This window comes from Microbacterium sp., from assembly GCF_041641055.1.
Lineage (GTDB): Bacteria > Actinomycetota > Actinomycetes > Actinomycetales > Microbacteriaceae > Microbacterium.
In genome coordinates, this window is the sequence record NZ_JBEPZB010000013.1 from 20,469 (window position 1) to 33,499 (window position 13,031).

At 69.9% G+C, this 13,031-nt stretch carries 11 protein-coding genes, 1 tRNA gene and 1 other RNA gene; 9 read left to right on the top strand and 4 right to left on the bottom strand.

What is annotated here, in order from left to right; translation table 11 throughout:
- The first annotated feature begins 2 nt into the window (after positions 1-2).
- A complete protein-coding gene (locus ACESK8_RS09945; RefSeq protein ID WP_372968447.1) occupies positions 3-638 on the top strand; it encodes a phosphatase PAP2 family protein in 636 nt (211 codons plus the stop codon).
- Positions 639-667: 29 nt separating this feature from the next.
- Positions 668-1,267 carry an N-acetyltransferase family protein gene (locus ACESK8_RS09950; protein WP_372968448.1) on the top strand — a complete coding sequence of 200 codons (600 nt, stop codon included), beginning with the start codon at positions 668-670 and terminating at the stop codon, positions 1,265-1,267.
- A 130-nt stretch (positions 1,268-1,397) separates the two neighbouring features.
- Here ACESK8_RS09950 and ACESK8_RS09955 read toward each other — a convergent pair.
- Positions 1,398-1,485, bottom strand: a tRNA-Ser gene (locus ACESK8_RS09955).
- 207 nt (positions 1,486-1,692) lie between these two features.
- Between ACESK8_RS09955 and ACESK8_RS09960 the strand changes: the two genes are divergently transcribed.
- The gene (locus tag ACESK8_RS09960; RefSeq protein WP_372968449.1) at positions 1,693-2,571 is read left to right on the top strand and encodes a hypothetical protein; all 879 of its coding nucleotides are present in this window, start codon (positions 1,693-1,695) and stop codon (positions 2,569-2,571) included.
- A gap of 9 nt (positions 2,572-2,580) precedes the next feature.
- Positions 2,581-3,471, top strand: coding sequence for a rhodanese-related sulfurtransferase (locus ACESK8_RS09965; RefSeq protein ID WP_372968450.1), 891 nt, complete (start codon positions 2,581-2,583; stop codon positions 3,469-3,471).
- Positions 3,472-3,497: 26 nt separating this feature from the next.
- Here ACESK8_RS09965 and ACESK8_RS09970 read toward each other — a convergent pair whose 3' ends face one another.
- The 3 genes from ACESK8_RS09970 to ACESK8_RS09980 are packed head-to-tail and all read right to left on the bottom strand — an operon-like array spanning position 3,498 to position 7,970.
- A complete protein-coding gene (locus ACESK8_RS09970) occupies positions 3,498-5,762 on the bottom strand; it encodes a transglutaminaseTgpA domain-containing protein (RefSeq protein WP_372968451.1) in 2,265 nt (754 codons plus the stop codon).
- Positions 5,759-6,964 carry a DUF58 domain-containing protein gene (locus tag ACESK8_RS09975; RefSeq protein WP_372968452.1) on the bottom strand — a complete coding sequence of 402 codons (1,206 nt, stop codon included), beginning with the start codon at positions 6,962-6,964 and terminating at the stop codon, positions 5,759-5,761. Before ACESK8_RS09975 ends, ACESK8_RS09970 begins: the two co-directional genes overlap by 4 nt.
- A gap of 16 nt (positions 6,965-6,980) precedes the next feature.
- Positions 6,981-7,970 (bottom strand): AAA family ATPase, encoded by a 990-nt coding sequence (locus tag ACESK8_RS09980; RefSeq protein ID WP_372968453.1) that lies wholly within the window; start codon positions 7,968-7,970, stop codon positions 6,981-6,983.
- 178 nt (positions 7,971-8,148) lie between these two features.
- Here ACESK8_RS09980 and ffs point away from each other — a divergent pair.
- The 5 genes from ffs (at position 8,149) to ACESK8_RS10005 (ending at position 13,001) form a co-directional block, all read left to right on the top strand.
- Positions 8,149-8,245, top strand: an RNA gene (gene ffs / locus ACESK8_RS09985) — signal recognition particle sRNA small type.
- A 44-nt stretch (positions 8,246-8,289) separates the two neighbouring features.
- Positions 8,290-8,901, top strand: a complete 612-nt coding sequence (locus ACESK8_RS09990; RefSeq protein WP_372968454.1) for a rhomboid family intramembrane serine protease — start codon at positions 8,290-8,292, stop codon at positions 8,899-8,901.
- Positions 8,898-9,599, top strand: coding sequence for a hypothetical protein (locus ACESK8_RS09995; RefSeq protein WP_372968455.1), 702 nt, complete (start codon positions 8,898-8,900; stop codon positions 9,597-9,599). The genes ACESK8_RS09990 and ACESK8_RS09995 overlap by 4 nt, the downstream gene beginning before the upstream one ends.
- Before the next feature lie 61 nt (positions 9,600-9,660).
- The gene (pta, locus tag ACESK8_RS10000) at positions 9,661-11,784 is read left to right on the top strand and encodes a phosphate acetyltransferase (RefSeq protein ID WP_372968456.1); all 2,124 of its coding nucleotides are present in this window, start codon (positions 9,661-9,663) and stop codon (positions 11,782-11,784) included.
- Complete coding sequence (locus ACESK8_RS10005; protein WP_372968457.1) at positions 11,781-13,001, top strand: acetate/propionate family kinase; 1,221 nt, start codon at positions 11,781-11,783, stop codon at positions 12,999-13,001. Before pta ends, ACESK8_RS10005 begins: the two co-directional genes overlap by 4 nt.
- Positions 13,002-13,031: the final 30 nt, after the last annotated feature.

Here is a 13,031-nt window from a genome sequence, read left to right on the forward strand (position 1 = left end):
CGATGAGAAGACGAACGCTGCTGTGGTGGGGGACAGGGATGCTCGTCGCGGCGACGCTCCTCGGAGCGGCGATCGTGTTCGGGTACACCGAGCCCCCGGCGTTCGACCGCTGGTGGAACGACGCGGTCGACATGTACCGCACCGACGCCGTGCTGTCGTTCGCCCTGCTGCTCAACAGCATCGGCGGCGGGTGGATCGCGATCCTCCTCGTGCCCCTGCTGCTGATCGCCGCCCTGCTGATCGCACGCCGATGGCGGGCAGCGGTGTTCGCGGCGGCGGCGTTCCTCGCGAGCGCCGGTGCGGTGCAGTTGCTCAAGCAGCTCTTCGGTCGTGCGCGCCCCGAGGACATGATCGTCGTCAGCGACTACGGCTCGTTCCCCTCCGGTCATACCGCCAATGCCGCGACCATCGCCGTGGTGCTGTGGCTCGTGTTCCCGCGGGTGTGGACCGCCCTGCTCGGCATCCTCTGGGTCATCGCGATGGCGCTCTCACGCACCCTGCTCTCCGTGCACTGGGCGACCGACACCCTGGGTGGGGCGCTGGTCGGTGCCGGCGTCGTGCTCGTGCTCGGAGCCTGGCTGTTGCCGTGGGTGCAGACGCACTCGCGACGGGATGCTGAACGCGCGTCGATAGGCTGACACCACCCCATCTCATCGAGGAGTTCGTCGTGTCCCGCATCCGCCCGTATCGCCCGTCCGATCGAGCCGCTCTGTACGAGGTGTGCGTGCGCACCGCCGACGCCGGAGCGGATGCGACCGGCCTCTTCTCGGATGACGCGCTGTGGGGCGATCTCTTCGCGGTGCCGTACGTCGAACGGCATCCGGACCTCGCATGGGTCGTCGAGACCGACGACGAGCGGGTCATCGGGTACATCGTCGCCACCGACGACACCGAGGCCTTCGTGACCTGGTTCCGGGACGAGTGGTGGCCTTCTCTGCAGCAGCGCTACCCGAAGCCGGCCGAGGCCCGCACGCGCGAGGAGCGGATGATCGACTACGGCTACAGCCAGGGCCCGGGGAAGAACGCGAATGCCGCGGCGTACCCCGCGCATCTGCACATCGACCTGCTGCCGGAGACGCAGGGGCAGGGACTCGGGCGGCAACTGATCGAGACGCTCTTCGCCGAGTTGCGGCGCAGAGGAGTGCGGGGCCTTCACCTCGGCATGGACCCGAACAACACGGGAGCCGCCGCGTTCTACACGCGGCTCGGGATGACGCCGCTGTCGGCCGAACCCGGCGGGCAGAGCTTCGGCGTGCTGTTCGACTGAGCGGGAGTACCTGTCGGAGTGGCGGTGACGGCGGGACTCCGGTGCTCGCTGGCGCTCGCGCCTCCCCGAATCCCCAGCGCTCGATAAAAGCACGAAGGGCCCCCGCTGGCGCGGAGACCCTTCGTGCTTTTGGCGGTGACGGCGGGATTCGAACCCGCGGTTGCTTGCACAACACACGCTTTCCAAGCGTGCTCCTTCGGCCGCTCGGACACGTCACCAAGGAACAACCTGAACAGTCTATCCGATCGCGTGGAGCGCCCATGACCAGCCCCCGCGCACGCCGGCCAGCGGATGACCCGGATGCCGTCGCACCGGTATGCGATGCGCAGGGGCCTTGTCCTGCGGATCTCCGTCTGGCTAGCCTCAAATGAACCCGTTGCTACTTCATATGGCTACGACATCTGCTCGCACTCGGAAGGACATCGATGACCACTGTCGAGACCGCACGCTCCCTCGGGACACTCCTCCGCGCCGTGCTCCGGATGGCGCACGACCATGCGGTCGCGGAACTGGGAGTGGCAGCGTTGGGGCGCGTGCGATTCGGGTGGCGCGATCGCTCCATCGGCTCCGTCGTCGAACGCGCGGGCTGCCGTCTCTGGCTTCGTGTGGTCTGGGCTCGACGAGAGCAGGCGCGGGGCGACTGGTGGACGGGCAACCAGGAGGCGTCCGGCATCGGCGGCGTGCCGAAGCCACGCGTGCTCGATGCGCGCGCATGGGAGGATGGCCCGCTCGTCTATCGAGCCGAGCTCATGAGCCTCCTGCCCGGCACCGCATGCGCGCCGACAGCGATGCTCGAACGGGCGCCACGGCTGGACTCGACCTGGTGGCAGGGACTCGAGAACAGCCTGGCCGCACTGTCGGAGGTCGAGACCGATCGCAGAGTGCTCGACCCCGACGTCGTCCGCCGCCGCATCACGGTGTTCTTCGGTATCGAGGTGGAGGTGGACGAGGATCGATGGACGCCCAGCCACGGCGATCTGCACTGGAACAACCTGCATCGAGAGCCGTTCGGGATCGCGGACTGGGAGGCGTGGGGACTCGCGCCGCGTGGTTACGATGCCGCGTTCCTGCTCGGTCACTCGCTCGCCGTGCCGCAGATCGCCGAACAGGTGACACGACGGTTCCGCGACGACCTCGAATCCGACGGGGGCATCGTCTCGCAGCTGTACGTGATGACGAAGCTGCTGACCCGGGCGGATGCAGGGGAGCACACGCAGGTGCTCCCGTTCGTGCACCGTCACGTCGGGCAGCTGCTGGGCGCCAGAAGGCCCCTCGAGCGGAGCGCCTCCGTGTGGACGACGTAAAATCACTGGGTGGCAACCCCCAAGATCGTCCTGTTCTACGTCTTCACCCCGCTCGCCGACCCCGAGGCCATCCGGGCGTGGCAGCGCGACCTGGGCGACGCCCTCGGGCTGCGCGGACGAGTGCTGATCTCGAAGGACGGGGTCAACGGCACCCTGGGCGGCGACCTTCCGGTGCTGAAGAAGTGGGCCCGCTCCTTCCGCTCGTACGCGCCCTTCAAGAACGCGGACATCAAATGGAGCGAGGGGAGTGGGGTCGACGACGACGGACGCAGCCTCGACTTCCCCAAGCTGAGCGTGAAGGTGCGCGACGAGATCGTCTCCTTCGGCGCTCCGGGCGAGCTGCAGGTCGACGAGCACGGCGTCGTCGGCGGCGGCACGCGGCTGAGCCCCGACGAACTGCACGAACTGATGGCCGAGCGTGGTGAGGATGTCGTCTTCTTCGACGGACGCAACTCCCTCGAAGCGCAGATCGGTCGCTTCCGCGGAGCCGTCGTGCCGGACACCGAGACGACCCGTGACTTCGTGCAGCTGCTCGACTCCGGCGCCTACGACGACCTGAAGGGCAAGCCCGTCGTGACCTACTGCACAGGCGGCATCCGATGCGAGGTCCTGTCGAGTCTGATGACCTCGCGTGGGTTCGGAGAGGTGTACCAGCTCGAAGGCGGCATCGTCCGCTACGGCGAGAAGTACGGCGACGACGGGCTCTGGGAAGGATCGCTCTACGTCTTCGACAAGCGCGGATCCGTCGACTTCTCCGACCATGCGGCCGTCATCGGCGAGTGCGTCGGATGCGGTGCGGCGACCAACCGCACCGCGAACTGCCCCGACCTGTCGTGCCGCACCCAGTTCGTGGTGTGCGAGAACTGCCAGTCGGTTCCCTGCGTGCAGCACGCAGCCTGAGGGCGATCGGAGCGAGCGGGATCGGCTCAGCCCACGCCCGCGGTCAGCGCCAGGTCGGTCCGGCGACTGGCGAAGAGCGATCGCGGAACCAGTGCGGCCCGCACGCGCGGCCACCGATCGACGCTGCGTCGCAACTGCCCGAGCACCGCTCCCAGCGCGTCATCCAGAGCAGCGGATTGCTCTGACGACGGGCGCGCGTAGCTCGCCCGTTCGATGGCGGCGACGAGGACCTGCATGGCTGCGGCATCCACCCGGTTGTCCCTGATCAGGTCGTCGCCGCGCATGCGCGGGGTCTCCGCGTCAGAGAGCGGCAGATGCAGATCCTGCATCGTGGCGCGCAGCTCGGCCCAGGCGGATGCGGCGTCGCCCCGTCTGGCGGCGGCCCGTCGCGAGGCGGCGATCCCGAAGCGGACGAGGGCCGGGAGCAGGAGCACCACGAGCACGCCCAGCGTCGTCAGCAGCACAGGTGTCGGGTCGAGCCTGCGGAGCTCGCCCGTGCCACCCGCATCGTCGCCGACATCCTCACGCTCGACCTCGGGACCCGTGGTCGCCTCGGAGCTCGGCGCGGCGGACGGAGCGGGAGTCGCCGAGCCGCCTGAGCCTCCCTCCGTGGTCGATGCCGCCTCGAACGCCGTCGGCACGCCCAGCGATGCGGTGGGCTCGAACGGCACCCAGCCGACACCGGGGAAGAGGACCTCCGGCCAGGAATGCAGTTGATCGCTCGAGACCGAGTAGACCGACTCGTCGCCGCGGGTGTTCTCGGTCAGGACTCCCGGCAGGTACCCGACGACGATCCGCACCTCCATGTCGAGGCTCTCGGCCATCAGCGCGAAAGCGCCGGCGAAGTGGATGCAGTAGCCGGAGCGCACGTCGAGGAACTGCGTGACCGCGTCGACCCCGGTGCCGTCGAAGCCCTCGTCGACAGGGGTCTCGAGCGAGTAGGCGAACTCGGTGCGGAACCACGACTGCAGAGCCACCAGTCGGTCATAGTCGTTGGTGGCGCCGTCGGTCACCTCTTCGGCGGTCTCCCCGATCACCGCGGGCAGATCCACAGGCTCCGATCCCGCGTCCACGACCGGCTCGGCCGCGGGTATCGCACGGATCTGCTCCAGCGTCGGCGTCACCTCCAGGGAGCGCACCGTGTAGTCATTGCCGACGGCATCCGCAGTGCGAGAGGTGATGGTGCGGTTGTCCTGGCTCAGCCGCCAGGCGGAGGGGACGCCCTGCACGCTCACGGCGGGATACGGCACCGGCAGCCACGCGCTCGACATCCGGATCACACGGATCGACGTGCTCGTCTCCGTGGTCGTGACATCCTCACTCCACTCGTCGGGGCCGAACCCGTCCCGCTGCGGCCGCAGCCCGCCGCGGTCCGGTTCCCACACCCGGCCGTTGAACTCCGACAGCGTCGTGAGCCTGAGGTAGGGCGCGGTGTCGGCGGTGGTGGCCATCGTGAGCACCTCGACCGGGTTCGGCTGGCGCAGGTCGTCGCCGAGTCGCAGCGACGCGTCGACCGTGACGCCGACGCCCGTGCCCGCGAGGCTCGCCGCCACCGGGAGCCCCGGCGCCACGAGCACCGTCGCAGCGAGAGCGGCCACACCGACGCCGGAGGCGAGCGCGAGCGACGGGCGTCGCGGCGAGTCGGAGTTCTGCGCGGCCGTGTGGTGCAGCAGCACCAGCATGAGGATGCCGAGCATGATGAACCACACGATGTTCACTCCGCCGAGCGTGACGATCATCGGGACCGAGCCGATCACCGCGGTGAGCACGCAGGCCAGAATCGCACCGCGCAGCGTCACGAGCTGGTCGAGAAGGATGGCGACGAGGGCGAATCCCATGCCCATCATCGCCTGGAGTCCTGGCGAGGCGGCGAGCGGAGCCGACCCGAAGGCGACCTCCTCCCACGCCGCGGCGGCCAGCGCCTGGAAGGTGAACACGGTGGCATCCGTGGGGATGACGCCGAAGAGAGCGGTGTCGCCGGCGACGAGCAGGGTGACGGTGCCGACCGCCGCCAGGATCTGCGCCGCGAGGGTGCCGAGGTCGCGCACCCACTGCGGTCGCCGCCTCAGCATCGTGCGCATGACCATTCCGACGAGGGCGGTGACGACGATGACGCCCAGCACGGCCAATGACCAGCTGCCCGGTTCGATGACGGAGGTGTACGGCCACATGGCGACGATGCCGGCGGCTGCCGCGAGGACCGAAGGCAGCACTGTGCCCTGGGGCAGCTCGTGCTCACGATGCCAGGTGAGGCGACGTGCGCGCGCCTCTCGACGCTCGGCGGCGCTCACCGGGCACGCCCCTGCGGCTCGGCGGGGGCGAGTCCCACACGATCGGGCAGGACGTCCTCCCACGCCTCCGTGATGTCTTCACCGAGGTCCGCGACTCGCCACCCCTGCTGCGCGGCGACATCCTTCGCGCCCGGCTCGAGGGCGGTGGCGAACAGCAGAGGCGCTGCTGCTCCCGCGGGGCGCAGGCGGGCGGCATCCTCCTCGTCGATCCGTCCGGTGATGTAGACCAGCGGACCGGGCGGCGTGCCGCCGACCAGGGTGACGACGTCGCGCGCCTCCCCTCGTGGCGCCGTCAGCGCGAGCGCGACCAGCAGGCCGTCCCGGTCGTCCTCGTGGCCGCGCAGCGTGCCCAGGAGCGTTCCGGCGCTGTCGATCACATCGACGCCGTAGCCCTCCTGCACGAGATGCACGGCCACGGAGGCGCACATCGACACTGCTGTCTCGAAGGCGGGGTCGGCCTCGTCACCGGGACGCTCCCAGCGCGAGGCGCTGCGGTCGAGGATGACGAGCGCATCCGGGCTGGATTCCTCCTCCTCCTGACGCACCATCAGCTGGCCGCGGTGAGCGGTGGCCCGCCAGTGGATGCGGCGCATCGAGTCTCCGGAGACGTACCGGCGGGGGGAGAGGTTGTCGCTTCCCTGACCCAGTCGACTCGACGAGGTGTGCGCCGTGCCTCCGGCGGCTCCCACCTTGACCGTGAGGGGAGCGAGGGTGAAGACCTCCGGCACCACCGTGACGGTCCGCGTGTCGCCGAAGGCCTGCTCGCGCTGGGCGAGCCCGAACGGGTCGACGGTTCGGAGCACCAGCGGGCCGATCGGCCAGACACCCCGTCGCACTCCGGTGATCAGGTAGCTGAGCTGACCGGTCTCGGACGGGTATTCACCGGCCGAGTCGCCGGTCACCGCTTCGGGCAGCACGTCCCGCCAGAGGGCGCGGGGCACGCGCAACGCACGCAGCGAGAACCGCACCGTCACGCGGGAGGTCTCGGAGACGGTGAGCAGGTCGGTCGAGATCTGTCGGGCCACGGTGCCGGAGCGGCGCGGCACCCTGACCGCGATTACGGCGAAGGCCGTGACGGCGATCAGCAGGACGCCGATGTACAGGAGGATCGGAGCGCCGACGAGGTTGGCCGCGATCAGGCAGCCGAGCCCGGCGAGGAGCGCACCGATCCCTCGCGCGGTGAGCGATCGACGACGGGGCATGATCGGACGCAGCGGGTCAGGATCGGGCCGTGACGGGGACGCGTACCCGCTCGACGATCTGACGGAGGGCGGCTTCGACGGGCTGCGCCCCCGCCCGATGCGCGCCGCGGGCGGGCAGCAGCCGGTGCGCGAGCACGGGGATCAGCAGAGCGGTGACGTCGTCGGGGATGACGAAGTCGCGTCCGTCGAGGGCCGCCCACACCTTCGCCGCCCTGATCAGCTGCAGGGTCGCCCGAGGGCTCGCCCCCAGGTGCAGATTGGGATCGGCGCGGGTCGCCTGAGCGAGAGCCACCGTGTACTCCTCGAGAGCCGGAGCCACGTGCACGGAACGGGCCCAGGCGATGAGTCCGGAGATCGAGGCGGCGTCGGCGACGGCGGTGACCGCGGCGAGCGGGTTCACGGTATCGCGCTGTCGCAGCATCTCGGCCTCTGCCGCCGCATCCGGATAGCCCATCGAGATGCGCATCATGAAGCGATCGCGCTGGGCCTCCGGGAGGGCGTACGTGCCCTCCATCTCGAGCGGGTTCTGGGTGGCCACGACGAGGAACGGATCCGGCAGCATGTGCGTCGACCCGTCGACCGTGACCTGTCCCTCCTCCATCGCCTCGAGCAGGGCGGACTGGGTCTTGGGCGACGAGCGGTTGATCTCGTCGGCGATCACGATGTGCGCGAACACCGCGCCGCGCTTGAACTCGAACTCGCGATCGACCGGGTTGTAGACGCTCACCCCGGTCACGTCTCCCGGCAGCAGGTCGGGGGTGAACTGGATGCGCCGCACGGTCGCATCCACGCTCGCCGCCAGCGCGCGGGCCAGCATCGTCTTGCCGACGCCGGGGACGTCCTCGATCAGGAGGTGGCCCTCGGCGAGAAGGCACACGAGGGCGCTGCGCACGGCATCCGGTTTCCCGTCGATCACCCGGCTGACGGAATCGACGATCGCCGACGTCTGCACCGCGAACTGCTCGGCGTCGACGACGGTCGGGATCAGGGTCGGATTCTCTGGCATGCGTTCCCTCTCACTGGGCGCTGCGGTGCGCGTGAACCGATCGTAACCCGGCTACCACCCGATGGGGTGAGAACGGCTGACGCGCGGATGCCGCTGAGGACGCGGCCGTGCCGCTGCGCCCGGCCCCGAGAGTCGGCAGCCTGTCGAAGAGCACGTCCGGACATCGGCTAGACTTGTCGACGGCTCTCCGCGTGGCGGCATCCAGGCCAATTCCCCCAGGGCGGAAACGCAGCAAGGGTAACCGGGCTCTGCTGGGTGCGCGGAGGGTCACTTTCTTTTCTGTCAGCGTCCTCGGGGGCAGCCCTGCCAGGATCGAGACGTGACAAGGCGAGACGTGAACCGCACCCCTGACTCTCCGCGCTCGGGTGCGTTCAGCCGTTTCCTGTCGCCGCTCCTGCTGCTCGCGCTGATGTGGGCGATCCAGTTCGCCGACGCGGTCCTGCCGGGCTCGTTCACCGGCTTCGGGCTCCGTTCGTGGGATCTCTCGGGCCTCGGCGGCATCCTCCTCGGCCCCCTGCTGCACGCGAACTGGGCGCACCTCGTCGCGAACTCGGTGCCGCTGCTGGTGCTCGGCTGCCTGGTCGCGGTCGAGGGCACGCGCAGGTTCTGGACCGTCACGGTCATCGTCGCCGTGATCGGAGGCCTGGGCACCTGGCTCGTGAACGCGCCCGGTGCGCTGACGGTGGGCGCATCCGGACTCGTGTTCGGCTACTTCGGCTACACCGTGATGCGCGTGTTCGCCCCCGGCCGGGTGGCGCACCGGGTGCTCTATGCGCTCATCGCGCTCGCGGTGATCAGCGTGTACGGCGGCTCCATGCTCGCCGGGGTCGTCGGGGTGCGTGAGGGCATCTCGTGGCAGGCCCACCTCTTCGGTGCGATCGGAGGAGGCCTCGCCGTCTTCGTCGGGCGGAACAGGTCAGGACGCCCGTGAGCACCACACGGGGGAGCCGGGCGCCCGCGACCCGCGCGCCCGCGCGCCGGGCGAAGAAGCGCTCGGGGCGGCGTCGGGGGCGTGCGCGACGGATGTCACCGCGACGGCGAGCCCAGCTGCGGATGCGGCGCGTGCGCCTCCTGCGGCGGATCGCCCTGTCCGCCGCGGCCGTCGTCGTCGTCGCGCTCGCCGCGGTGCTGATCCCGCTCGGGCTCGCGCACGAGAAGCCGGTCGCGATCTGCCTCGGTGATCCGAGCACGTTCCCCGAGGCGGGGGTCGCGGGGTGGCACGGCGAACAGCTCGAGAACGCCGCCACCATCATGCAGACCGCGACCTCCATGGGCTTCGGACGAGACGGCCAGGTACTCGGCGTGATGACGGCGATGGGGGAGAGCAGCCTGCGCAACATCGACTACGGCGACTGGGAGACCAGCGGATTCACGAATCCCGACGGCAGCCGCACGACGAGCATCGGCCTGTTCCAGCAGCAGGACTGGTGGGGCACGCCCGAGGAGCGGATGGATCCGGCGACCGCAGCGACGCTGTTCTACGAGCGCTTGGCGCGGGTGCGCGGATGGCAGTCCATGGAGCCCTCGCTCGCCATCCATCGCGTGCAGATCAACCTCGACCCCACTTACTACACGCGGTACTCCGAGGACGCCGTCGCCGTGGTCGACGCCCTCTCGCACACCTGCTGATCCGGGTTCGCACGGCCATCCACCCAGCGCCCTCCGGGCGAGGTGCGCCTAGGGTGTAACCGTGGCGCAGAGCATCTACATAACCTCGGCCGAAGGTCATACCGGCAAGTCCACCATCGCCCTCGGCGTGCTCGACGCGCTCATGCGCGTGACACCCAGGGTCGGCGTCTTCCGACCGATCGCCCGGTCGGTGACCGAGCGCGACGACGTGCTCGAGCTGCTGCTCGCCCACGACGGCGTGAATCTCGACTACGACGACTGCATCGGGGTGACCTACGACGACGTGCGAGACGATCCCGACCGTGCCCTGTCGACGATCGTGGCCCGGTTCAAGGCGGTCGAGAGCCGATGCGACGCGGTCGTCATCATCGGCAGCGACTACACGGATGTCGCGAGCCCTGCGGAGCTGGGGTACAACGCCCGGATCGCCGCGAACCTCGCAGCCCCCGTGCTGCTGGTGCTGAGCGGCCGCGATCAGCAGCGGCAGGCCGAGCAGCTGGGCACGACCACCGCCCGCACTCCCGCCGCCGTGGGTCAGATCGCTGCTCTCGCGCTCTCCGAGCTCGAGATCGAGCGGGCCGAGCTGTTCGCCGTCGTGGTCAACAGGGCCGACCGCGAGGCTCTCGGCGAGATCGAATCGGCCGTGGCGGCCATGCGACCGCAGAAGACCACGCCCGTCTGGGCGATCCCCGAGGACCGCACCCTCGTGGCGCCATCGATCAGCGGCATCCTCACCGCGGTCGACGGGCGTCTCATCAAGGGCGATCACGACCGCCTGGCACGCGAGGCCCTGACCATCGTCGTCGCCGGCATGTCGATGGTGAACGTGCTGCCCCGACTGACCGAGGAATCAGTGGTGGTGATACCGGCCGACCGCACGGAGGTGCTTCTGGCGACGCTGCTCGCCGACGCCTCCGGCACCTTCCCGCGGGTCGCCGGCATCATCCTGAACGGACCGTTCCCGCTGCCGGAGCCGATCGTGCGGCTCCTCGACGGCTTCCCCTCGACCGTGCCGATCATCGCGACCGACCTCGGGACGTACGACACCGCGGTGCGGGTGATGGGCGCCCGCGGACGCATCTCGCCCGACTCCCGCGGCCGCTACGATCGCGCACTCGGCCTCTTCCAGACCCACGTCGACGTCGCCGAGCTCACCACTCAGCTCGGCCTCGCCGAATCTCGCGTGGTCACACCCCTGATGTTCGAGTACGGACTGATCGAGCGCGCCCGCGCTGATCGCCGCCACATCGTCCTGCCCGAGGGCGACGACGACCGCATCCTGCGCGCCGCAGCCACGCTGCTCGCCAGAGACGTCGCCGACCTCACCATCCTCGGCGACGAGGCAGCGGTGCGAGCGCGTGCGGTCGAACTGGGCGTCGACATCACGACGGCTCAGGTGATCAGCCCGAACGACCCCGAGCACGTCGAGCGCTTCGCTGCCGAGTACGCACGGCTCCGCGCGCACAAGGGCATCACCCTCGCCCAGGCGGCCGACACCGTCACGGACGTGTCGTACTTCGGGACGATGATGGTGCACCTCGGTCTCGCCGACGGCATGGTCTCGGGGGCGGCGCACACGACGGCGCACACCATCCGGCCCTCGTTCGAGATCATCAAGACCAAGCCGGGGGTCGACGTCGTCTCGAGCGTGTTCCTCATGGCGCTCGCCGATCGGGTGCTCGTCTACGGCGACTGCGCCGTGATCCCCGATCCCACCAGCGAGCAGCTGGCCGACATCGCGATCTCGTCTGCCGCGACCGCCCGGCAGTTCGGCATCGAGCCGCGCATCGCGATGCTCTCGTACTCGACGGGCGAGTCGGGGACCGGCGCCGACGTCGACAAGGTCAGGGCGGCGACCGCTCTCGTGCACGAGCGCGCACCCGAGCTGCTCGTGGAGGGTCCGATCCAGTACGACGCGGCCGCCGATGCCGCGGTCGCGAAGGCGAAGCTGCCGGACTCCGCCGTCGCCGGGCGGGCGACGGTGTTCGTCTTCCCCGACCTCAACACCGGCAACAACACGTACAAGGCGGTGCAGCGGTCGGCGGGCGCCGTCGCGATCGGACCGGTCCTGCAGGGGCTCAACAAGCCGATCAACGACCTGTCGCGCGGCGCCCTGGTCGACGACATCGTCAACACCGTGGCCATCACCGCCATCCAGGCACAGGCGGCGGAGGCGACGGCATGAGCGCGATCCTGGTCATCAACAGCGGATCGTCGTCGCTGAAGTACAGCCTGATCGACATCGAGAACGAGAACGAGCTCGCGGCAGGGCTCATCGAGCGCATCGGTCAGGACATCAGCGCGATCACGCACACCGTTCGCCCCGACACCTCGACCGGCGGGCTCGTCGCGATGCTCGACGCGTCCTACGAGACGGAGCGGCCCGTCGCCGACCACGACGCCGCGTTCGGGGTCATGCTCGAGCAGTTCGAGGAGCACGGACCGGTGCTCGCGGAGCATCCTCCCGCCGCCGTCGGCCATCGCGTCGTGCACGGCGGCGCCCGCTTCTACGCGCCGACCCTCGTGACGGCCAACGTCGAAGAGCAGATCGAGGAGCTGGCGGTGCTCGCTCCGCTGCACAATCCGGCGAACCTGGCGGGGATCGTCGCGGCCAAGGCCGTGTTCGCCGACGTACCCCACGTCGCGGTGTTCGACACCGCCTTCCACCAGACGCTCCCACCCGCGGCGTACACCTACGCGATCGACGCCGACCTCGCCGCGGAGCACCGGGTGCGCCGCTATGGTTTCCACGGCACGAGCCACCAGTTCGTCAGCGAGTCGGCCGCCGCCTTCCTCGGGCGCGATCTCGGCACGCTCCGTCAGCTCGTGTTCCACCTGGGAAACGGGGCATCGGTGACCGCCGTCGACGGCGGGCGATCGGTGGAGACCTCGATGGGGCTCACCCCGCTCGAGGGTCTCGTGATGGGCACGCGATCCGGAGACCTCGACCCCGCCGCCCTCGTGCACCTCTCGCGGCGCGCGGGCTACTCCATCGACGACCTCGATGTGCTCCTGAACTCCCGCAGCGGACTCCAGGGGCTCGCGGGGCGCAGCGACATGCGCGACATCCTCGCCGGGAGGGATGCCGGTGACGCGGCGGCGACGCTGGCGTTCGACGTGTACATCCATCGGCTGCGCGCCTACGCGGGCGCGTACATCGCCCAGCTGGGTGGCGTCGACGTGATCTCCTTCACGGCCGGCGTGGGGGAGAACGCCGCGGCAGTGCGCGCCGAGGCGATGGCGACCCTCGGATTCGCGGGGGTCGAGATCGATCCGGGACGCAACGCCGCGCGTCAGCGGGGCATCCGTCGGATCTCCACCGACACGTCGAGCGTCGAGGTGCTCGTGGTGCCGACGAACGAAGAGCTCGAGATCGCCAGGCAGACCTCGCGCCTGCTCTGATCCATCCGCCCTCGGGGGTTACCGACGGTG